The 21048-nt window shown below is 58.8% G+C and carries 17 protein-coding genes and 1 riboswitch; of the genes, 11 read left to right on the top strand and 6 right to left on the bottom strand.

Features of this window, described 5'->3' with window-relative positions; genetic code table 11:
- Window positions 1–78 precede the first annotated feature (78 nt).
- Window positions 79–1617, top strand: coding sequence for a diguanylate cyclase (locus ACW5W8_RS10615; RefSeq protein ID WP_498627793.1), 1539 nt, complete (start codon window positions 79–81; stop codon window positions 1615–1617).
- 46 nt (window positions 1618–1663) lie between these two features.
- Complete coding sequence (locus ACW5W8_RS10610) at window positions 1664–2539, top strand: patatin-like phospholipase family protein (RefSeq protein ID WP_498627792.1); 876 nt, start codon at window positions 1664–1666, stop codon at window positions 2537–2539.
- Window positions 2540–2607: 68 nt separating this feature from the next.
- On the opposite strand, the gene ACW5W8_RS10605 is transcribed toward ACW5W8_RS10610, so the two are convergent.
- Window positions 2608–3948: an APC family permease gene (locus ACW5W8_RS10605; RefSeq protein WP_498627791.1), complete on the bottom strand. Its 1341-nt coding sequence runs from the start codon at window positions 3946–3948 to the stop codon at window positions 2608–2610.
- A 199-nt stretch (window positions 3949–4147) separates the two neighbouring features.
- Complete coding sequence (locus ACW5W8_RS10600; RefSeq protein ID WP_005338367.1) at window positions 4148–4414, bottom strand: helix-turn-helix domain-containing protein; 267 nt, start codon at window positions 4412–4414, stop codon at window positions 4148–4150.
- Window positions 4415–4670: 256 nt separating this feature from the next.
- Between ACW5W8_RS10600 and ACW5W8_RS10595 the strand changes: the two genes are divergently transcribed.
- The 4 genes from ACW5W8_RS10595 to ACW5W8_RS10580 all read left to right on the top strand — a co-directional run bounded on the left by ACW5W8_RS10595 (window position 4671) and on the right by ACW5W8_RS10580 (window position 9173).
- Entirely contained in the window at window positions 4671–5267 is a 597-nt protein-coding gene (locus ACW5W8_RS10595; protein ID WP_498627789.1) for a hypothetical protein, read from the top strand.
- Window positions 5268–5575: 308 nt separating this feature from the next.
- Entirely contained in the window at window positions 5576–6598 is a 1023-nt protein-coding gene (locus tag ACW5W8_RS10590; protein WP_498627787.1) for an OmpA family protein, read from the top strand.
- 307 nt (window positions 6599–6905) lie between these two features.
- Window positions 6906–7907, top strand: a complete 1002-nt coding sequence (gene ompA / locus ACW5W8_RS10585) for a porin OmpA (RefSeq protein ID WP_498627786.1) — start codon at window positions 6906–6908, stop codon at window positions 7905–7907.
- Between the two features lie 228 nt (window positions 7908–8135).
- Entirely contained in the window at window positions 8136–9173 is a 1038-nt protein-coding gene (locus tag ACW5W8_RS10580; RefSeq protein ID WP_498627784.1) for an OmpA family protein, read from the top strand.
- A 93-nt stretch (window positions 9174–9266) separates the two neighbouring features.
- Here ACW5W8_RS10580 and ACW5W8_RS10575 read toward each other — a convergent pair whose 3' ends face one another.
- Both ACW5W8_RS10575 and ACW5W8_RS10570 read right to left on the bottom strand, forming a co-directional pair.
- Window positions 9267–10961: an NAD-dependent malic enzyme gene (locus ACW5W8_RS10575; RefSeq protein WP_498627782.1), complete on the bottom strand. Its 1695-nt coding sequence runs from the start codon at window positions 10959–10961 to the stop codon at window positions 9267–9269.
- 78 nt (window positions 10962–11039) lie between these two features.
- Entirely contained in the window at window positions 11040–11888 is an 849-nt protein-coding gene (locus ACW5W8_RS10570; RefSeq protein ID WP_498627781.1) for a helix-turn-helix transcriptional regulator, read from the bottom strand.
- Window positions 11889–12008: 120 nt separating this feature from the next.
- Here ACW5W8_RS10570 and ACW5W8_RS10565 point away from each other — a divergent pair, with 120 nt between their 5' ends.
- The gene (locus ACW5W8_RS10565; RefSeq protein ID WP_498627780.1) at window positions 12009–13388 is read left to right on the top strand and encodes an MATE family efflux transporter; all 1380 of its coding nucleotides are present in this window, start codon (window positions 12009–12011) and stop codon (window positions 13386–13388) included.
- Between the two features lie 123 nt (window positions 13389–13511).
- A complete protein-coding gene (locus tag ACW5W8_RS10560; RefSeq protein ID WP_421254379.1) occupies window positions 13512–13760 on the top strand; it encodes a YciN family protein in 249 nt (82 codons plus the stop codon).
- A gap of 33 nt (window positions 13761–13793) precedes the next feature.
- Here ACW5W8_RS10560 and ACW5W8_RS10555 read toward each other — a convergent pair whose 3' ends face one another.
- Window positions 13794–14915 (bottom strand): GGDEF domain-containing protein, encoded by a 1122-nt coding sequence (locus tag ACW5W8_RS10555; protein WP_498627778.1) that lies wholly within the window; start codon window positions 14913–14915, stop codon window positions 13794–13796.
- Between the two features lie 245 nt (window positions 14916–15160).
- Between ACW5W8_RS10555 and ACW5W8_RS10550 the strand changes: the two genes are divergently transcribed.
- Window positions 15161–16558: a nucleobase:cation symporter-2 family protein gene (locus ACW5W8_RS10550; protein WP_498627776.1), complete on the top strand. Its 1398-nt coding sequence runs from the start codon at window positions 15161–15163 to the stop codon at window positions 16556–16558.
- Between the two features lie 100 nt (window positions 16559–16658).
- Complete coding sequence (locus ACW5W8_RS10545; protein ID WP_498627775.1) at window positions 16659–17375, top strand: lipoyl protein ligase domain-containing protein; 717 nt, start codon at window positions 16659–16661, stop codon at window positions 17373–17375.
- 112 nt (window positions 17376–17487) lie between these two features.
- On the opposite strand, the gene ACW5W8_RS10540 is transcribed toward ACW5W8_RS10545, so the two are convergent.
- Window positions 17488–18864, bottom strand: a complete 1377-nt coding sequence (locus tag ACW5W8_RS10540; RefSeq protein ID WP_498627774.1) for an alanine/glycine:cation symporter family protein — start codon at window positions 18862–18864, stop codon at window positions 17488–17490.
- A gap of 264 nt (window positions 18865–19128) precedes the next feature.
- Window positions 19129–19244, bottom strand: a riboswitch (glycine riboswitch).
- A gap of 506 nt (window positions 19245–19750) precedes the next feature.
- Between ACW5W8_RS10540 and ACW5W8_RS10535 the strand changes: the two genes are divergently transcribed.
- A complete protein-coding gene (locus ACW5W8_RS10535; protein WP_498627773.1) occupies window positions 19751–20917 on the top strand; it encodes a type III PLP-dependent enzyme in 1167 nt (388 codons plus the stop codon).
- Window positions 20918–21048 lie beyond the last annotated feature (131 nt).

Genomic DNA, 21048 nt, shown 5'->3' with positions numbered 1-21048 from the left:
TTTCAGGTCGCGCCGTTTGTTTTCACGCCACATCGCATACACTAACGACAATTTCCTTCGCAACCCGACTGACTGCCTATGCCCTACATGTCTGACCACCGCTTTATCACTCGCCTGACTTGGGTACTGGTCATCGTGGTCATTCTGCTGATTGGTTTAACCCTGAAGCACAGCCTCAAACAGATAGAACAGCTCTACCAGAGCGATACCCTCAACAGCGCCATCTACCTGCGGGATCGGTTCAAACAGACCGAAGTGTTTCTGGAGGCGATGCGCGGGCAGGCCGAAGAGCGGTTACGTAGCGATCCCCAGTCAAGCCTGACACGCCAGCTCTATCGTCATATCGAGGTTCAGCCAGAGGGGTTGGTTCTGGACAAATTGCCCGGCGATTTACCTGAAGGATTGGTGGGTAACCTCACCGGATTAGGCCCGCTACCACCGACAGGCAGCGAGCGAGAAGCGAGAATCCATCTGGCCCTTAGCCTCTCCCCCCTGCTGGCGACGGCCAGCCAGCGTCTTGGCAAAGAGATCATCTGGGCCTACTTCACCGGTGTGGACAACTTTATCTATCTCTACCCCTGGCAGCCTTCCAGCGTGTTTCGGTTTTACCCAGCCATCTATCAAAAAAGCTTCTGGCAAGACACCCTCAACACCGCGAATCCAGAGCAAAAAACCGTGCTATCTCGTCCCTATGAAGACTTTATCGGGCGAGGTCTGATGGTCACCATGTCCCAACCTCTTTATAGAGATGGAACTTTGGTGGGAATGCTCAACATGGACGTGTTGCTTACTCAACTGCAACAACAACTGTCCCTGCTGACACCGGCACTGGGTGAGTATCTGCTGCTCAATCAGTACCATCAGGTGCTGGCCAGCAGCGCACACCAACCGGTGGTGCCGCAAGACCCCGAGCCGACCAACGAATACCAGTGGCGGCAAGGGGCATTGCAGTTGACGCTGGTGATCCCTGATACCCCGTTGCGACTGGTACACCGAGTAACCCTGCTGCCCCTGACGTGGGCCATGATCGGCCAATCAGCACCAACTCTGCTCGCCATCTTCTTTTTGCTGTTGGCGGCCCTCTCCAGCCTCAGGTCCCGTCGCCTCAACTTGCAGCTTAACTACCTCTCCTGCCACGATGCCCTCACCGGTGCCTTCAACCGCCACTATCTGGTGCTGCTGGAGCAGGCGGGCGACCTGGCCCGGCTGCAAGCGGGGATCCTGATGTTCGATGCGGATCACTTCAAACGGGTCAATGACAACTTCGGCCATGCCGTCGGCGATATCGTGCTGATCCGGCTGGTACAGATCTGCCAGCAGCAGATTAGGCCCACTGATCGCCTGATCCGCTGGGGGGGCGAAGAGTTTCTGCTGCTGATTGGCCGCGCTGATGCAACGCAGCTCGGCGAGCTGGCGGAGCGGCTGAGAAAGGCGGTGGCGGATCACGACTGGGCCGCCATCGAACCCGGGCTGGAGGTCACCATCAGCCTCGGCTATCTGCCCCACCAGGAGAACCTTCCCCTGCACGAAGCGGTGCGCCGCGCCGATGTGGCGCTCTATCAGGCCAAGGCCAACGGTCGCAACCGCAGCGAAAGATGGCAGGGTGACGCCTCCTGACTCTCGGAGTAAGCTGAGCCTTCAACCCCTTTTTTGGAGGACTGTCGTGCCACGTAAACCCCGCGTAGGGCTCGCTCTCGGGAGCGGCGCCGCCAGAGGATGGGCCCATATCGGCGTCATCCGCGCCCTTGAACGTCTCGGCATCAAACCGGATTTGATCGCTGGCTGCTCCATCGGCAGCTTTGTCGGTGCCGCCTATGCCGCCGGTGAACTGGATCGGCTGGAAACCTGGGTGCGCGGCTTTACCCGCCTGCAGGTGGTCAGCCTGCTCGACCCGGCCCTCTCCGGCGGTCTGTTTCGCGGCGAAAAGGTATTTGGCCTTGCCGCCAGCCATCTGGGGGACCCCGATCTCGAGAATCTGCCCATCCCCTTCGCCTGCATCGCCACCGAACTCGATACCGGCCGCGAGATCTGGCTGCAACAGGGCCCGCTGCGCCAGTCGGTGCGCGCCTCCTGCGGCATGCCGGGGATCCTCACCCCGACCCGGTTCAACGACCGCTGGCTGGTCGATGGCGCCGTGGTCAACCCGGTGCCCATCTCGCTGGCCCGCGCCATGGGGGCCGAGGTGGTGATTGCGGTCAACCTCAACACCGATATGCACCAACCCTGGACCGACGAACCGGATCAACCCGGCAGCGGCGGCCTGCTCAGCCAGTGGCTCAATCGCGGTGAATCCGCGCCAGCCACCCCGGGTCTGTGGAGCGTGATGAGTGGCTCCATCAACATCATGCAGGAACGCATCACCCGCGCCCGGATGGCCGGTGACCCGCCGGAGATCCAGCTCTGCCCGCGCCTTGGCAGCTTCTCCATCATGGATTTTCATCGTGCCAGCGATGCCATCAACGAGGGGGAAGCCTGCGTCGAGCGCAACCTCGATCAGCTCAAGGATGAACTGGGCCGCCTCGGATTGTTGGGCAGTTAGTTGTCGGCATGCTGCGGTTTACACATAAAAAAAGCGCCATTCGGCGCTTTTTCAACTCACTTAACCGGTCACTCCTTACGGTAGAAGAGCAGCCCGAGCAGAATCACCCCCACAGAGACCAGCAGATAGAGCCCCAGACTGGGATTGGTGATACCGCCATACAGAATGATGAGCGCGCCCAGGGTGGCGCAGGTCGGGATCACAAACCGCTTTATCCAGCCCAACTCGGTAAAGGTGCGCATATACCAGACATAGAGGAACAGATAGAGGCCATAAATCAGCACGATCGGCATCTCGTCCAGAGCGATGTAACGACCGAACGTCTCGTTGATGCTGCAATACCACAACACCGAATAGATCACCGACAACAGCGCTGCTGCACGGGCCGAGTTGATGGGCATATGATGGTGCGGTTCGATACGGCTCATCCACTTGGGAGCTGGCCCCTGATTGCGGATCGCCAACGAATAGGGAATGCGCATGGTCGCCAGCACCAAACCGTTGAGGGTGCCGAGGCAGGAGACAATCACAAACACGGTCAAAATAGTCGAGGCAGTCCCGCCAAACAGGCTGGTGGTTGCAATATTCACCGCGTTATCCCCCTGCGCCACTATCTCGTCCGTCGGCAGAACACTGGCGATCCCCAAGAAATAGGTAACATAAACCACAAAGACGATCAGAGTACCAATCACCAGCGCTCTGGGCAGGTTCTTCTTGGAATCACGAATTTCGCTGTTGATGGTCACGGCAGCGATCCACCCCTCGTAGGCGAAGGCGGTGGCAACCACGGCCGTAGCCAGAGTGCCTCCGGTGCTGCCGATACCATCCATCGCCTGCACAAAGTTGGTTACTGTAACGCCATTGAGCAGACCAGAAATGGTGCCCACGATGGCAACCAGAATGAGCGGGATCAACTTGATCAGGGTCGAACCCACTTGCAGCTTGCCCGCCAGAACCGGGGCATAGAAGTTGATCAGATAGGTGACTGTCATATAGATAGCCGCCAGCATCCAGGTCGCACCAGAGTTGGTCGGATTATCGCTGCCAAGTAAGATCATGGTGTACAGAGCTGCGACCCAGGCAAGGATGGCAGAAAGAGGGGCGTAATAGAGTACGCCTTTGAACCACCCCACCAGATAACCAAACATTTTGCCGTATGCCGCTTCGGCATAATCGACAATACCGTTGGACTTTTCGATCCGCTGGGCAAACTCGGCAAAGACCAGTGCGCCAAAGATCATCGAAAATGCCCCCAGCGCCCATGCCAGCAGCGCAATGGCCAGATTACCGCCAGTCAGACGCAGTACATCATCGGCCTTGAAGAAAACCCCGGAGCCGATCACCACCCCGACCACCATCGCAATGGCAGTCATCAGGCCATAGCGTTTATCCAACTCATTACTGCTCATACCCATACTCCATACCGATTGCTCATATCATCCTGAATGTAATAGTGTTCAGGTGGCCAGATACCACCAGGTGCCCACTTTTCGGGGCCGCTTATTCTCGTTGGCCTGCATGGATAATTCAAAGCGTATTAGATCAAAATATCGATCGGCGACCCAAAAAAATACCGCCCGAAGGCGGCATTTCTATTCACATCGATGATCACGCCTTGGCGAGGTCATCCGGGCCAATCTGGCCGATTTCGGCGACTTTCTTGTCTGCCAGCAGCCAGAGGGTGAACTTGTGCAGATCCGGGTGGTGCGCCAGGGCAACCAGGAAGGCGCCCCCAACTTCACGGTAACCCAGCTCGTAGTTTTTCAATGTGGTGGGGGGAACACCTAGCAGATCAGCAAATTTCGGACGGCTCAGACCAACCGCTTCACGGATCTGACGGATCTTCTTGCCAACAGTGACGATATTTGAATTCATATTGTTCCATACTCCGTTTGACGGATTAAATCCGTCTTTATTTTTCGCGACGACTCGTAGTCAAGTGTATCAGTTTTGTGCGGACTCGTTATGGTCGAGCCTCTATCTTATGAGCGCCTTTCGGCGACAACCCTTGCCTTCAAGGGGGATGGTAATCCCTCAGCCGCCTCAGGTAAACAGTCTCGAAAAGAAACCTTTATTGTTGCCACCCCAATAACTCGTATAATCCGCCCGCTACCCATTAAGAGGAATAAGTATGGCGTTTCCCGGCATTATCTCTCGCCTGCACCCCGTTTCAAGCCCAGCAGAGCTGGCACAACAGCGCCTGCAAGGTGAACAATATCGCGCCGAAGCATTCTGGCTTCCGGCCTTGATGTCCAGCCACGCCAGCGAGCTGCTGGCCGCCCTGCCGGAGAGCTGCAGCCTGTTTCTTGAACAGGCATGCGCGGACCTTGCCCTGCGCAGCCACGACGGCACCCTGCATAACAATGAGCAGCTCATCACGGTAAATGGTCAGGTTATTGCGCTGGCAACTACCCAAGGTGATGGTGGTCTGGTGCCCGAATCGGGCATGTGCGAGATGGCCGACTGGCTGGACGCGGGACACCGCCATTTTCTCTGTGCCGCAGCGGTTCAGCCGGTGGCGCGGGCCATCCTCAATATCTGGCCATTGGATCCCTATTTGGCCCGTCATTTTCTGACCAGCTTTACACCGCTCTTGCACAGTGCAACCGAGCAGGATTATCTCGCGGTCTTTGCCGCCAGAGCGAATCCAGCCAACCCGCATCCCGACTGGGTTCAGGCTTATATGAAGCTGGAAAAGAAACTGCACAGGGCCTATCTGGATCACTAATTAATCTGGATAAACAGCCATTTAACAACACGACACAATTTGCCATAAGGCTCATTTGTGAGCTTGATCATGTTTTAAAATCGGCATAGAGTGCGCCTCGTCATTGGAATGACATCAGTTGCCTGGCCGTGGTTTTTCACGCATTGCGTGCCATGCCAGCGCACTCGACACACCAGGAGAGTGTGCCACCCGGTTATACCGGGTCATCTGCCAGACTCGACGCCAGCCGTACGGCGGAGCCTGCAGCTTACATAAATTACAAAGTGTGAAGCACGTGAATAACGTGCGATCTCAACGAGGATTTTTTTATGATGAAAATGGCTCCGTCCATGATCGCCATCGCCATGGCTGCTCTGGGTGCTACCGCTGCTCACGCCGCTGACGACATCTACTTCGGTGCCGGTGTCGGTGCTGCTCACTTCAACGGTCTGAACAAGATCGATGGCGGCGGTTACGCTGGTACTGAAGATGCAGCTGCAGCCAACGCCTTCGTTGGTTACAACTTCACCGAAAACTTCGGTACCGAATTCGGTTACCAGTATGCTGGTCGTGGCAACACCGAAGGTCTGCGTTACGAAAACCAGGGTGCCACCCTGTCCGGTATCGCTCGTCTGCCGGTTGGCAACGACTTCTCCCTGTTCGCTGAAGGCGGCGCCTACTGGGCTCACACCGACGGTCTGGGCATCAGCGACACTAAAGTTTCCCCGCTGGCTGGTGCCGGTGTGACTTACAAAGTAAGTGACGCGCTGGATCTGCAAGCTCGCTACCGCTACATGTGGGACGTGGCTGACCTGAACGTTGACGGCACCCATTACAAGTCCAACCAGAGCGTTGCTACTCTGGAAGCCGTATACCACCCGTTCCGTTCTTCCTACGTAGCGCCGGTAGCTGCTCCGGTTGTTGAAGAAGCGCCGGCTCCTGCTCCGCAAGTGGTAGAGAAGAACTTCGCCCTGAACTCAGACGTGCTGTTTGCCTTCGGCAAAGAGACCCTGAAGCCGGAAGGCGTTGCAGCCCTGAATGGTCTGTATCAGCAAATCGTTGAGTTCCAGCCGAAAGATGGCAACGCTGTTGTTGTTGGTTACACCGACCGTATCGGTTCCGACGCTTACAACCAGAAGCTGTCTGAAGCCCGTGCCCGTACCGTTGCCAACTTCCTGGTAAGCAAAGGTATGGCTGCCAGCAAAGTGGCCATCGAAGGTCGTGGCGAAGCCAACCCGGTTACCGGCACCAAGTGCAACGGCGTAACTGCTAAAGCTCAACTGATCTCCTGCCTGGCTCCGGATCGTCGCGTAGAAGTTCGCGTATCTGGCGTACAAGAAGTTCAGCAATAATCTGACCTCGTTCAGATAGTGCGAAAAAAAGGGATGCTGCGGCATCCCTTTTTGTTTGTCTCGTTCTCGCTTGCATCCCTCACTCCCGCCTCCCTGCCCTTGCCTGCCCCGTCTCGAAAGCATAAAGTAGTTGCGCCTGTAAGGTATTGGATAAGCACTAAAAAGCGCTTCTTGTCCGGTCTGTTGTCCATGACGCCACTGCATCATGAGAGCCCAAAGCCTTCGCTATCCACTTTGCTGGCGATTTTTCGCAGCAATAAAAACAAGTGCATTGCCCAAACTGGGCTAACACAACGAGGATAAACCGATGAAACTCAACATGGCTCCTACCCTGATTGCACTGGCGCTGGCCGCCGCTGGCACCACGGCTCAGGCTGCTGTCGATGACTGGTATGGCGGTATCGGTGCTGGCTGGGCCTATGCCCACAATCTGGATGATTTTGGCAAAGACACTGACAAAGATGCCACCGCACTGAGCATGTTCGGCGGCTACAACTTCAACCAGAACTTCGCTGCCGAGCTGGGCTATCTCTACGCCGGCAAAGCTGGCGTAGACGGTACCGATTTCAAGACCCAAGGTGCGACCCTGTCCGGTATCGCTCGCCTGCCGCTTGGCGATATCTTCTCCGTATTCGCTGAAGGTGGTGCCTACTTCAACCACGTCAACGGTAACGGCAACGACGCCAACGGCACTGCGCCGCTGGCAGGCCTGGGGCTGACAGCCAAGCTCTCCGACCTTATCGATGTGCAGGCACGCTACCGCTATCTGTGGAATCTGGGTGACGAGCAGAAAACCTGGGAGAGCGACATGAGCGTTGCGACCCTGGAACTGGTGATGCATCCGAATCGTACCTCCTATGTTGCACCGGTTGCCGCCCCCGCCCCTGAGCCGGTGCCCGAGCCGGTACTGGTCGACAAGAACTTCGCCCTGAGCTCTGACGTGCTGTTTGCCTTTGGCAAATCCAGCCTCAAGCCAGAAGGTGTCGCAGCGCTGAATACCCTGTATCAACAGATCGTCGACGTGCAGCCGAAAGATGGCAGCGCCGTGGTCGTCGGTTACACCGACCGCATCGGTTCTGACGCTTACAACCTGAAGCTTTCCGAAGCCCGTGCCCGTACCGTGGCCGACTTCCTGGTTGGCAAAGGCCTGCCTGCTGGCAAGGTTGCCATCGAAGGTCGCGGTGAAGCCAATCCGGTCACCGGCACCCAGTGCAACAGCGTCAAGGGCAAGGCTCAACTGATCAGCTGCCTGGCACCGGATCGCCGCGTCGAAGTGCGCGTCACCGGCGTGCAGCAAGTCACACAGTAACCCAGCAGTCCGACATAACAAGGAGGCCACCTGGCCTCCTTTTTTTGGCTCTTTTGTCACTCACCGCAGACCACCTTCCTCCTCCCCGCATCGTTTCAGTGACATGGGTTCACTTATTGCCACTATCCATACCTCTTGGGTGGTTAAAAGCAGCCCGTCACCTATAAATAAGTGTGGGGTTTTACTCACAAAAATCCCCACTACACCAAACATCGACGAGGATACGCGATGAACATAAGAGTAAAACCTGTGTGGATTGCACTGGCATTGGCGAGCACAGGCGCACAAGCGGTACCGGTTCACGACTGGTATGCCGGGGTCGGCGGTGGCTGGGCCATTGCCCACAATCTGAATGATTTCAGTCAGGATGCCAGCAAGGATGCGACTGCGCTCTCCCTGTTTGGCGGCTACAACTTCACGGAAAATCTGGGAGCCGAGATAGGTTATCTCTCTACCGGAGACTGGGATATCAGCGGCCATGACTTCAACAGCAAGGGGGCAACCCTGTCAGTGATTGGCCGCTTGCCGCTCAGCGAGATGTTCTCGGTGTTTGCCGAGGGCGGTGGCTATATCTATCACGTCGAATCAGTCAACGGCGGGGACGACAACCTGGCACCGCTGGCTGGTCTGGGACTCACTGCCCGACTCCATGACTGGGTCGACCTGCAGGCGCGTTATCGCTACATAGTGCGCGTTGGCGATGATCCGGATAACGGCAAAGCCAACAGCGGTACCCAGCGCTGGGTCAGCGATGTCAGCACCGCGACGCTGGAGCTGGTGATCCACCCGAACCGCAGCCAACCCGCAGAAGCGGCCCCCACCCCGGCGCCGGTCGTGGTCCCCCCGCCACCGGCCGAACCGGAAGTGGTGGATCAGACCTTTAACCTAAGTTCCGATGTGCTGTTCGCCTTTGGCAAAGCGAACCTCAAACCGGAGGGAATGAGTGCGCTGGACGATCTCTACCAGCAGATCGTCGACGTGCAGCCCAAGGATGGCAGTGCCGTAGTGATGGGTTATACCGACCGTATCGGTTCGGATGCCAACAATCAGAGGTTGTCAGAAGCTCGGGCCCAAACCGTTGCCGACTTTCTTATCAGCAAAGGATTGCCTGCCGACAAGGTGAGTATCCAGGGTAATGGCGCGAGTAATCCGGTCACCGGCAACCAGTGTGATGCCATCAAGGCGAAGACGGCGCTCATCGACTGCCTTGGGCCGGATCGCCGGGTAGAGGTGCGCGTCACCGGCGTACAGGGCGGCAGCGAGTAGTTCATCTTGAGGCGATAACCATGTCAGACGTGCAGTAAAAAGGGATGCCGAGGCATCCCTTTTGCTTTTCCGTGGTATTCACACCCCGTCCAATCAGAACGAGGTGCGGCGGTAGCGGCGATATTCCGGATGCCAGAAGTTCGCTTCGATGGCCTGATCGATCACCTCGTCCGGGGTCTGCACCGCCTTGCCCTGCAGCATGGCGGTCTTGGCCACCATCTTGGCGATGTAGCGGGAAACCTGATGGATATCCGCCAGATCCGGCAGCAGAGAACCCTCCTCCCCTTTCACCAGCGGCGAGCACTCCGCCAGCGCGCGACTGGCCGACATCAGCATGGCGTCGGTCACCCGGGTGGCGCCGGAGGCGATGACGCCAAGGCCGATCCCCGGGAAGATGAAGGAGTTGTTGCACTGGGCGATGACGTAACGCTTGCCCTTGTGCTCCACCGGCGCAAACGGACTGCCGGTTGCCACCAGCGCCTGACCGTCGGTCCAGCGGATGAGGTCTGCCGGCGTCGCCTCGACCCGGGAGGTGGGGTTGGAGAGCGGGAAGATAATGGGACGGGCACAGTGCTTGTGCATGGTCTTGACCACCTCTTCGGTAAACAGCCCCGGCTGACCGGAGACCCCGATCAGAATGTCCGGACGACCATGCTCCATCACCTCCAGCAGGGAGATGTTGTCCCCCACCGGCCAGTCGGCGATGCGCTCCACCGGCTGGGAGAGGCGGCGCTGGAAGTCGAGCTGGTTGGGGATCTTGTCGGTGATAAGACCAAAGCGGTCCACCATAAAGACCCGGCTGCGCGCCTGGGCATCGGTCAGCCCTTCGGCCTTCATCTGCGCCACGATCTGCTCGGCGATACCGCAACCGGCGCTGCCCGCCCCGAGGAAAGCCACCCGCTTCTCGGAGAGCTTGGCGCCGGAGGCTTTGCAGGCGGCTATCAGGCTGCCCAGGGTCACGGCAGCAGTGCCCTGAATGTCGTCGTTGAAGCAGCAGAGCTCGTTCTTGTAGCGGTTGAGCAGCGGCATGGCGTTGTTCTGGGCGAAGTCCTCGAACTGCAGCAGGATGTCGGGCCAGCGGCGCTTGACCGCCTGAATGAAGGCATCGACGAACTCGGCATACTCTTCACCGGAGATGCGCGGATTGCGCCACCCCATATAGAAGGGGTCGTTTAGCAACTGCTGGTTGTTGGTGCCCACATCCAGCACCACCGGCAGGCAGTAGGCGGGCGAGATGCCGCCACAGGCGGTGTAGAGGGAGAGCTTGCCGATGGGAATGCCCATGCCGCCGATGCCCTGGTCACCCAGACCCAGGATCCGCTCGCCATCGGTCACCACGATCACCTTGACGTTCTGCTTGGTGGCGTTTTGCAGCATGTCATCGATCCTGTCCTTGTCCGGATAGGAGATGAAGAGGCCACGGGCGCGGCGATAGATGTTGGAAAACTCTTCGCACGCCTTGCCGACGGTCGGGGTGTAGATGATGAGCAACATCTCGGTCAGATGGTTGTGCAGCAGCCGGTAGAACAGTGTCTCGTTGGTGTCCTGGATGTTGCGCAGGTAGATGTGCTTGTCCATGTCGTTGCCGAACGCCATAAACTGGCGATAGGCACGCTCGGCCTGCTCTTCGATGGTCTCGATATTCTGGGGCAACAGCCCCTCGAGGTTGAAGTTGCTGCGCTCTTCGCTGGTGAAGGCGCTCCCCTTGTTGAGCAGCGGGGTCTCCAGCAGAGCAGGCCCGGCGTAGGGAATGTAGAGAGGACGTTTCTGGTTATTATCTTCAAACATGGATCTTGGTACCTAAACGGTTAGCTAGACGCAGGAACCCGCCGATCCTAGGGGCTTGTCACCTTAATTTCAAAGAATTTACATATCCGTTGCAAAAGGTTTGCGACCCAGGCGACGAAATTCCCCCGGCGTCTGTCCGGTGAGGCGACGAAAGCTGTTGGCAAAGTTTGCGCCATCGCTATAACCGACCCGGGCCGCCAGCTCGCCAAGTGGCCAGTTGGTATAGAGCAGCAACTGGCGCGCCTTGTTCATTCTGAGCTCGGTCACCCTCGCCATCGGCCCCATACCAAAGTGCTGCTGACAGAGCCGGTGCAGATGGGGCACCGAGCAGGCCATCTGTCGGGCCAGCAGGGCCACACTCCAGGGCTCGTCGAGACGCGCCTCCACTCGTCGAAACAGCGCCTGCAGGCGCAGCTCCGGGGTGCCACGCACCTCTCCCTGCAGGGTGCGCTCCAGCAGCGCCAGCAACAGGCTAAGCAGTTGAGGTTGTAGCGGGGAACGAACCCCTTCGAGCTGGATCAGGCTGAGCAGATGATGAAGCTGATCACCGCCATCCCCTTGCCAGATACGGTGGCCGAGGCGGTGTAGATGCTGCCAGCGCGGCACGTCATCGAGCAAAATCCAGCTCATCTGCCACTGCTCCCCCACCAGCTTGAGGCCACCGGGCACGGCGGCGGGCAAAAAGATGAGCGAACCATTCGGGACAGGCTGCTCGCCCCGATCGGTAAGCAGCGCCCCCCCCTCGCTGTGGCTCGCCATCAGAATGTGAAACTCGGGCCGATTGCGGCGAATAAGGTAGTGATCCCGAATGGTCGAGAGGCCGGTCAGAAAGATACCGGCCTCGCCGAGCAGGGGCAGCCCTTCGCGCCCCAGCATCCGCTCATCGCAGGAGGGAGCTATCTCCAGACACTCGCTGACAAAGGGCATAACACCTCAACAGGATAGTTTTACACAAGAAAACCGAGAGCTACTCACAGTGAGAAGGACCTCACCAGCCCCTATCATACCCCTGACAAACCTTGCTTTTCTCATACCCGGTTAACAACTATGAATTATTGGCAAGCGATTTTAAAACAAACCACCGATCGCGAGTTCATGACCCGACTGTGGCGGCTGGCCCTGCCTGTCTCGCTGCAATCCATGATGTTCTCCCTGCTCGGCCTCATCGATATCATGATGGTGAGCCAGCTTGGCACCACGGCTGTGGCGGCGGTCGGCTTGGGTAACCGGGTCTTCTTTTTCAATCTGCTGGTGATAGCGGGCCTCGCGGGCGGGGTCTCAGTATTGGCAGCACAATACTTCGGGCGCGGGGAGATGGCCGGGGTGCGCCGCTCCCTGGCGCTGGCCATAGTGGGTGCCCTGCTGGTCACCCTGCCCTTTGCCTTCATCTATGTGTTATCACCGGGCAGCGTACTGGGTTTTGCCAGTCAAGATCCGGCACTGCGGGCACTGGCAGATCAATTCTTGATGATCACCGGCGCCACCATCCTCTGTACCGCTATCGTAGTGCCGCTTGAATCAGCCCTGCGCTCGGTCGGCAATGCCGCTGCGCCAACCCGCATCGGCATTATCGCTATCATAGCCAACGTCATCCTCAACTACGCCCTCATCTTCGGTCACTTCGGCTTCGAGGCAATGGGGGTGGCCGGCTCGGCCTGGGGCACCACCATTTCCCGGCTGCTGCAGACAGCCCTGCTGCTACTCTACGTAAAGCGTTATGAGGCGCGCCTGATCCCGCGCGCACCAGACTGGCTGGCCGCCTTCAAGCGCAAGGAGGTGGTGCGCTTTACCCTGATCGCCCTGCCGCTGCTGTTCCATGACGGCCTCTGGGCCTTCGGCATGCTGATTTACGGCTTTCTCTATGCCCATCTTGGCACTGACTCGCTGGCTATCATGACCACCCTTGGCACCCTGGAGAGCATCCTTATCTCCCTCTTCTTCGGACTGGCGGTGGCCTGCTCCACCCTGCTCGGCCACCGGCTCGGGGCCGAGGAGTACGAGATTGCCTGGCAGCACTCCCAGCTGTTCTTGCTGCTCGCCCCCATCGGCGCCCTGCTGGTGGGGATCATCGTCTGGCTGCTGCAAGCCAACCTGTTGCAGTGGGTCGGCAACCTGCCCCCCGAGCTGATGACGGAAGCGGGACAGGTGCTCGGCATCATGTGCCTCGGGATGCTGCTCAAGGTGTTCAACATGGTGGGGATCATCGGGGTGCTGCGCTCTGGCGGCGATGTGAACTACAGCATCTTTATCGACATCGTCGGCATGTGGTGCATCGGTATCCCGCTCGCCTGGGTGGCGGTCACGCTGCTCGGCTGGTCCCTCTCCTGGGTGGTGGCGGTGGTCTTGCTGGAGGAGCTCAGCAAGGTGTTGCTGGTGCAGCGCCGTATTCGCCAGCGCTGCTGGTTGAAGAATCTGGTGATCGGATAAACAGCCACAAATCGGGGTCATATCAATGACAGAAAAACCCTGTTTGCAGTATGCTGGGCGCCTCTTCAATCAGAGACAGGGATCCACGATTTCCCTGTCCAGTAGTCGTTTAAGGAGACGAGCATGCAACCACAGAAAGAGCTGATCACCGAGACGGCCCTGCTTGAGATGGCCAACAAGATCATCAAAGAGCATGAAGACTTCATCCACGGTATGCGCGCCGATTCGGTGGAGCAGAAGGGGGATATTCTGGTGTTCAAGGGGGAGTATTTCCTGGCCGAAGATGGCACCCCGACCGGCAAGACCATGGCGGTCTTCAACATGTTCAAGCTGCTGGCCCAACAACTCTCCGGCAAGTACAAGCTGAGCTGATTTCGTCAGCCCCTTGCCAACAGGATGCCGCCCTCAGGCGGCATCTGTTTTTGCGCGATTTTGCCCCTCGACCACCACGCAGTTGCGTCCCGCCATCTTGGCCTGATAGAGACACTCGTCGGCACGGTTGATCAGAATATCGATGGTGTCATCGGAACGGGCCATGGCAATCCCGATACTCACAGTCACCTCCAGCAATTCGTCCGAGGTGGGGCTCTTCACCAGCCGCGCCTCGACAGCAATGCGCAGCCGCTCGGCCATTTTGCTCGCCAGCGCCGGATCGGCGCAGTTGTGCATCAGGATGGCAAACTCTTCACCACCATAACGCCCCAGCACCATATCAGGCTCCAGCTGCTCGCCCAGGGTGGTAGCCACCTCCTTGAGCACCGCATCCCCCGCCAGATGGCCGTAGATATCGTTGATCCGCTTGAAGCGATCGAGATCCAGCAGCATCACCGCAAAGGGCTTCTTCTTGAGTTGCAGCCGGATTCTGGCCTGCTCCAGCTGCTTCATCAGCAGGCGGCGATTCATCATGCCGGTCAGCTCATCGGTGGTCGATTCCCGATAGAGCCGCAGCAGCATGTTGAGTTGACCGCACTGCACCCAGCAACTGGCCATGGTAAACATGCCGAGCACCCACACCTGATTCAGGGTGGCCTGACTCCAGATGTTCTGGCCCACCAGCAGCCAGTGGCCCAGCAGCATGGTCACCAGTACCACGCCTGCCAGTTGCAAGCCGAGGGAGAGGGGGATGGGGAAGATGGCAAACAGGGTGATCAGCAGATAGGGAAAGGCGATGTAACCCGCTTGCAACTCCTGTTCACTGCCAAAGCTGTGCAGGCAGACCAGCGAGAAAACCATCATCACCATCATCAGATAGGCGAGGGCCAGCCTCATTCGTTCCCGCCTGAACCGGATCAGAAAGGAGAGCGGAATGAGGGGCGATAGAGCCAACGTACATAAAATGCGGGCTTGAAACAGCTGTTCGAAATGAGAGCTGGAGAGGGTTAGCCAGTCGATCAGTGCCCAGGCTGGCAACCCGATCATCAGCAGGGCGGTGAGCAAACGCAGCCGCACCGTCATAAACCCCATACGGGTACGAGTAAAGTCTTCGGAGTGAACCCTCGCACTCCAGAACTCTGACAACTTGAGCATCCATACCCTCCACTTCAAGGTCGAATGAACATTCTACACCTATAAAGTGGTAAAATTGTCATTAGTGGCGGGAATAAAAAAGAGAGGGAGATCACACAAACCGACAGATGATAATCGCAACACGCAAACGTTTCAACCTATCAAAAAATAAACCTTTTTTTGCATAATTAGCGCTGGTCAGTCTCATTTCAATCACTACAATAGCGCCCAATTTTCTCCCCCTCCCCACACAATTCGAGGTACTTATGGAACAGGCTGCTGTCACACGCGCCAATCGAGAGGCACATCCACCCAGGCGAGCCCATAGCGAACTGGTCTATGGCATAGAGGATGTCCCCCCTCTGCCCCAGACGCTGTTCGCCGCCCTGCAGCATATGCTCGCCATGTTTGTCGCCATCATTACCCCGCCCCTGATTATTGCCAATGCCCTCGGCCTCCCTGCCGCCGACACCCGTTATATCGTCTCCATGTCGCTGGTCATGTCCGGCATCGCCTCCTTCATTCAAACCCGCCGATTCGGCCCCATCGGTTCCGGCCTGCTCTCGGTGCAAGGTACCAGCTTCAACTTCCTCGGCCCCATCATCGCCTCCGGTCTCGCCCTCAAACAGGCGACCATGCCCACCGAGGATCTGCTGGGCACATTGTTCGGCACCATGATGGTTGCCGCACTCACTATCGTGGTGATGAGCCGCTTCCTCCATCTGGTGAAACGGATCATCACCCCGCTGGTGACCGGTATAGTGGTGCTGCTGATCGGCCTGACCCTGATCAAGGTGGGCCTGATCAGCATGGGCGGCGGCTATGCAGCCCTCTCTGATGGCAGCTTCGCCAGCCACACCAACCTCTTCCTCTCCCTGCTGGTGCTCGGCCTTATCGTGTTGCTGCAACGCAGTCGCAACCCCTGGTTGCGCCTCTCCGCCATCATGATCTCCATGCTGGCGGGCTATGCCGTGGCCCTGCTGTTGGGCAAAGTGAGCGCCCCCACCTTCGACGGCCCGCTGGTGATGGTGCCCATTCCGCTTCACTACGGCCTCGGCTTTGACTGGCAGCTGTTCGTGCCGCTCGCCATCATCTTCGTGGTGACGGCGCTCGAAGCGATCGGCGACATGACCGCCACCTCGGATATCTCCGGCGAGCCACTGGAAGGGCCTGTCTATATGGAACGGATCAAGGGCGGCGTGCTGGCTGATGGTGCCAACTCCATGCTGGCGGCGGTTTTCTCCACCTTCCCCATGTCCACCTTCGCCCAGAATAACGGCGTTATTCAGCTGACCGGCGTCGCCAGCCGTCATGTCGGGCTCTTTATCGCCGCCATGCTGGCGCTGCTCGGCCTGTTCCCGGCGGTCGCCAGTCTGGTGCAGCAGATCCCCGAGCCCGTGCTGGGGGGCGCCACCATCGTCATGTTCGGCACCATCGCCGCCGCTGGCGTGCGCATCATTGCCCGCGAGGAGCTGGATCGCCGCGCCCTGATGATCCTGGCGGTGTCGCTGGCCATGGGCCTCGGGGTCGCGCAGGTGCCAGAAGTGCTGCAACACCTGCCGGAGCTGGCCAAGAGCGTGCTCTCCTATGGCGTCGCCACCGGTGGCATCACCGCCATCGTGCTCAACCTGCTGCTGCCCAAGCGCGAAGCGCGTCACTCCTAAGAGATCGCCTACCGATAGCCAACAGCCCCGCACTGCGGGGCTTTACCTTGCCAGTCGCCACGGGTAGTGTGCTGGGCAGCCTTTTTTTGAGGATGCCGCCATGCCCTATCGCCTGCTCTCCCCCCTCTCCAATACCGCTTCACCCGCACAGATACTGGCGCAAGAGCAGTGCTGGCTGCGCGACTGTGCCCATGACGGCCAGCCCCGCGCTCACCTGTGGCAGGCGCCCCAATGCCTGATTGTCACTCGCAAGGATACCCGCCTCCCCCATTACGAAGCCGCCTGCCAGCAACTTGCAGCTGAAGGTTGGCCGGTACATGTGCGCGACAGCGGTGGCACCGCCGTGCCCCACGGGGCGGGGATCCTCAACCTATCCCTGCTGCTGCCTCGCACCACCACAGAGCTCGCCCACTACTACCGGCTGCTGGGGGCGCCGCTGCTGACCCTGCTGGCGGAGTTCGGCCTTGAGGGAAGCTATGACTTCGTGCCCGGCTCTTTTTGCGATGGTCAGTACAATCTGGTGATCGGGGGACGCAAGATCACCGGCACTGCCCAGCGCTGGCTGGCGCCGGGGCAGGATCACCAGGGTGCCGTGCTGGCACAAGCCATGCTGCTGGTGGCGGGTGATGTGGATGAGGGAACCAGGATGGCGAGCCGCTTCTACGAATTGGCGGGCGGCGAGCTGCGTTTTATGGCGGGAACCTCCACCACGCTGGCAAGCTGCATCGATTGGCGCGGTAGCGATCAGGCACTGGTAGAGAAAGTGCGAGCACGTCTGGATAGCCTGCTGAGCGAGGGGCTATCCCCCTCGTCCTGACCTTATCCCTAAGGGAGAGGGAAAGTGCCCATCCAGAGATAGCGCACAAAAAAGCCACGACCGGAGTCGTGGCTTGTTCATTTCAAGGGGAGCGTGAAACGGGCTGAGGCGTTCAGGCCGTCTGCGGCTCCGGCTCGGCTTCGCTATCCAGATCCCGGCTAAAGTAGGCGCGGGTCTCGGCAATCACCACATGGCGCAGGCCAATCAGGCCGATGAGGTTGGGCACCGCCATCAGGCCGTTAACGATATCGGCCAGGAGCCAAATCATGTCCAGATGGAGGAAAGCACCGCTCGCCACCAGCGCCAGATAGACCAGACGATAGGGCTTGATTGCCTTCACCCCGAACAGGTACTCGGTGCAGCGCTCGCCGTAGTAGTTCCAGCCAAGGATGGTGGTAAAGGCGAAGAACAGCAGGCCAATGCTCACCAGATACTGGCCAACATGGGCATCTAGCCCCTGGGCAAAGGCCAGACTGGTCATGGCCGCGCCGCTTGCATCGCCGCTCCACACGCCGGTCACCACCAGGGTCAGGCCGGTCATGGTGCAGATGATGATGGTGTCGATGAAGGTACCGGTCATGGAGACCAGCCCCTGCTCCACGCAAGAGTCGGTCTTGGCCGCCGCCGCCGCGATGGGGGCCGAGCCCAACCCTGACTCGTTGGAGAAGACCCCGCGCGCCACCCCGGACTGAATGGCCAGCATGATGCTGGCACCGACGAAGCCACCGGTCGCCGCATGGCCGGTGAAGGCACTACCGATCACCAGGGCTATCGCCTCCGGCAGGGCACTGGCATTGTTCACCAGCACGCCCAGACAGGCGACGATGTAGAAGATGGCCATGAAGGGCACCACCTTGCTCGACACGCTGGAGATGGACTGGATGCCCCCCAGGGTCACCAGCGCCACGATCAGGGTCAGCACCACGGCAGTCGCTTCACGGGGCACCGAGAAGGAGAGGCTCATGGCGTCACTGATGGCGTTAACCTGCGGGAAGGTACCGATCCCGAAGAAGGCGACGCCGATGCCGAACAGGGCAAACAGCTTGGCGAGCGGCTTGGAACCGAGCCCCTTCTCCAGATAGTACATGGGGCCGCCCGCCATCTGGCCGTTGGCATCCTGCTCGCGATATTTGACCGCCAGCAGACACTCGGCGTACTTGGTAGCCATGCCAAACAGCGCTGCCATCCACATCCAGAACAGGGCACCGGGGCCGCCGAGCTTGATGGCGGTGGCGACCCCGACGATGTTGCCGGTGCCGATAGTGGCTGAAAGCGCGGTACAGAGGGCGCCGAAGCTGGATACATCCCCCTGCTTGCCCTGCCCCTGATCGCGGCCAAAGACCAGCCGCAGAGCGAGCGGCAAGCGCACTACCTGAAGCAGACCCAGACGCAGGGTGAGATAGATACCGGTCCCGACCAGCAGGATCAGCAGGGGCGGCCCCCAGATAAAGCTATCGATGGCGGTTAACGCCGATTGAATTGATGACATGCATCCTCCTTAAGAAACAGAAATTAAGGAGGAGAAGGATGATCTTCCCATAGGTGTCGCGATCGGCCAAAGGCGACCGGATGCAGGCCAAGAACGTGTTCACACTCTTACTGCGAGGCCGTGATCAAGGCTCATGCGCGACTCGCTTATGTGGAACCGAGAAGCTCACGTATGTCTATACGCTCCGGTTCCTGCGCTGCTCTTTACCTTGCTGACGACCTCTCGTTACAGATCGTGAACAGTTCCAAGCCTAGGTACAACCATCCCATCCCCTCTGTCCTTTTGCCTGAGAGTTTCCGGCGCCAGCCTGCCCTTGCGGGTAGTCATGGTGCCTTGCTCCTTCGGCGCCCGATTTAACGGGTCTCTCCAGAGTATCGTCCAGTAGCAGTCCACACCGGTTGCCCGGTACCTGAAAGATTCACTTCTTCGGTGGATGGTTGCCCATCGCTCTCCTGCTACCTTCATCCGAACTAGTTTGGATTAGGAAGTCGGCATGTTAATCCAAAAAATGTGAGCTGTCTCGCACTTGCCGCCCCCATTTATATTTTTTTAGTGACCGCCAGAACCGCGGCAAGAATGTTAAATGTTAGTTAACTATCAACAAGTTAGGCTCTCACGGATCAAATGTGGCCCAAACGGGAAAAATGGCGGATAGAGAACAGTGATCCCTCTCGTTTCGCTAAGAAAATCTTGCCGACATATCCAATCAAAATGCTTGCGCACAGAATCAATAAGCCGATAATCCGCTGCATAACCAAGCACTTTGCCATCAATTTATGCACTGTGTTCGGTTGGTCCCACCGGACCGCTCGCCTGACCCGGCCGTCGCCGGTTCAATCGCATATGGCTTGGGCATATCACGCCCCCTAAGGATGACCAAAAGAGAATGAACGACGCCCTGGTTGCAAAAGATGTGGTCGCACAAGATTACCGTCAGCTGGTTGAACAATTCGGCTCCCCCCTGCTGCTGCTCGACAAGGCAGCCGTCCGCAAACAGTATCGGGCCCTGGCCGCCGCCCTGCCCGATGTACGATTGCACTATGCACTCAAACCCCTGCCCCATGAGGCGGTGGTCTCTGTCTTGAAGGAAGAGGGGGCCTGTTTCGATCTGGCCACCAATGGCGAAGTGGATCTGGTGCGCAGTCAGGGAGTTCGCCCGGGACGTTGCATTCATACCCATCCCATCAAGCGCGACAGCGATATCCGTTATGCGCTCGAGTTCGGCTGCACCGTGTTTGTCTACGACAACCCGCTGGAGCTGGAGAAGTTCATTCCCTACAAGGACGAAGTGAAACTGCTGCTGCGGGTCAGCTTCCCGAACCCCGAAACCAAGGTCGATCTCTCCAAGAAGTTCGGCTGCACTCCGGAGCAGGCGCTGCCGCTGCTGCAACTGGCCCACGCCAAGGGGATCAAGGTGATGGGACTGTCGTTCCACGTCGGCTCCCAGGTACCTCATGCCCGTCGCCATGTGCAGGCCATCGACGCCTGCCGCGAGATCATGGAGCAGGCCTGGGCGCTCGGGCTCAAGCCCTGGGTACTGGATATCGGCGGCGGTTTCCCGGTCGACTATGAAGGGGGCGAGTTCGATATCGACGGCTTCTGCGCACCGATCCGCGAAGCGCTGGCCAAGTTGCCCGCTACCGTGCAGAAGATTGCCGAACCGGGCCGCTTTATCAGCGCACCGGCCATGACTTCGGTATCCAGCGTGATGGGCAAGGCCCACCGTGGCGACAAGATCTGGTACTACCTGGATGACGGTCTCTACGGCAGCTACAACGGCCAGCTCTATGACCACGTAACCTATCCGGTGAGCACGCCTTATGCCAGTGGCGAGCAACACAACTCGGTGCTCTCCGGCCCGACCTGCGACAGCGTGGATGTGATCCGCGATGGCATCATGCTGCCGGATCTGGCTATCGGCGAGTTGGTGGTTGGCAAGGTGATGGGCGCCTACACCTGGGCATCGGCCTCCACCTTCAACTTCTTCCCCAAGGCCAGCATCCTCATTCTGGACAGCAACCAGAAGGGGCAGAAGCTGGTGGCAGTAGCCTGAGCACACCGCTCGCTCGCCAACAGGTTCACTGGGCAAAAACAAGGCTATGTCCCAATTACGTGTTGCATGGGGTGCCCCAGCGCCTCATGCAAACATGCTTTGATATTCACGCCCCTCCCGTAACGCTCCAG

The sequence above is a fragment of the Aeromonas aquatilis genome, from assembly GCF_054052405.1.
The sequence above is the reverse complement of the archived record's forward strand: the minus strand, read 5'-3'. Positions and strand labels throughout refer to the sequence as shown.

What these genes read in the sequence shown, in the direction of transcription:
- ACW5W8_RS10575 (WP_498627782.1), bottom strand. Translation starts at nt 10,961, where the DNA reads ATGTTTGAAGATAATAACCAGAAACGTCCTCTCTACATTCCCTACGCC.
- ACW5W8_RS10570 (WP_498627781.1), bottom strand. Translation starts at nt 11,888, where the DNA reads ATGCCCTTTGTCAGCGAGTGTCTGGAGATAGCTCCCTCCTGCGATGAG.
- ACW5W8_RS10600 (WP_005338367.1), bottom strand. Translation starts at nt 4,414, where the DNA reads ATGAATTCAAATATCGTCACTGTTGGCAAGAAGATCCGTCAGATCCGT.
- ACW5W8_RS10565 (WP_498627780.1), top strand. Translation starts at nt 12,009, where the DNA reads ATGAATTATTGGCAAGCGATTTTAAAACAAACCACCGATCGCGAGTTC.
- ACW5W8_RS10545 (WP_498627775.1), top strand. Translation starts at nt 16,659, where the DNA reads ATGCCCTATCGCCTGCTCTCCCCCCTCTCCAATACCGCTTCACCCGCA.
- ACW5W8_RS10595 (WP_498627789.1), top strand. Translation starts at nt 4,671, where the DNA reads ATGGCGTTTCCCGGCATTATCTCTCGCCTGCACCCCGTTTCAAGCCCA.
- ACW5W8_RS10540 (WP_498627774.1), bottom strand. Translation starts at nt 18,864, where the DNA reads ATGTCATCAATTCAATCGGCGTTAACCGCCATCGATAGCTTTATCTGG.
- ACW5W8_RS10590 (WP_498627787.1), top strand. Translation starts at nt 5,576, where the DNA reads ATGATGAAAATGGCTCCGTCCATGATCGCCATCGCCATGGCTGCTCTG.
- ACW5W8_RS10580 (WP_498627784.1), top strand. Translation starts at nt 8,136, where the DNA reads ATGAACATAAGAGTAAAACCTGTGTGGATTGCACTGGCATTGGCGAGC.
- ACW5W8_RS10615 (WP_498627793.1), top strand. Translation starts at nt 79, where the DNA reads ATGCCCTACATGTCTGACCACCGCTTTATCACTCGCCTGACTTGGGTA.
- ACW5W8_RS10560 (WP_421254379.1), top strand. Translation starts at nt 13,512, where the DNA reads ATGCAACCACAGAAAGAGCTGATCACCGAGACGGCCCTGCTTGAGATG.
- ACW5W8_RS10555 (WP_498627778.1), bottom strand. Translation starts at nt 14,915, where the DNA reads ATGCTCAAGTTGTCAGAGTTCTGGAGTGCGAGGGTTCACTCCGAAGAC.
- ompA (WP_498627786.1), top strand. Translation starts at nt 6,906, where the DNA reads ATGAAACTCAACATGGCTCCTACCCTGATTGCACTGGCGCTGGCCGCC.
- ACW5W8_RS10605 (WP_498627791.1), bottom strand. Translation starts at nt 3,948, where the DNA reads ATGAGCAGTAATGAGTTGGATAAACGCTATGGCCTGATGACTGCCATT.
- ACW5W8_RS10535 (WP_498627773.1), top strand. Translation starts at nt 19,751, where the DNA reads ATGAACGACGCCCTGGTTGCAAAAGATGTGGTCGCACAAGATTACCGT.
- ACW5W8_RS10550 (WP_498627776.1), top strand. Translation starts at nt 15,161, where the DNA reads ATGGAACAGGCTGCTGTCACACGCGCCAATCGAGAGGCACATCCACCC.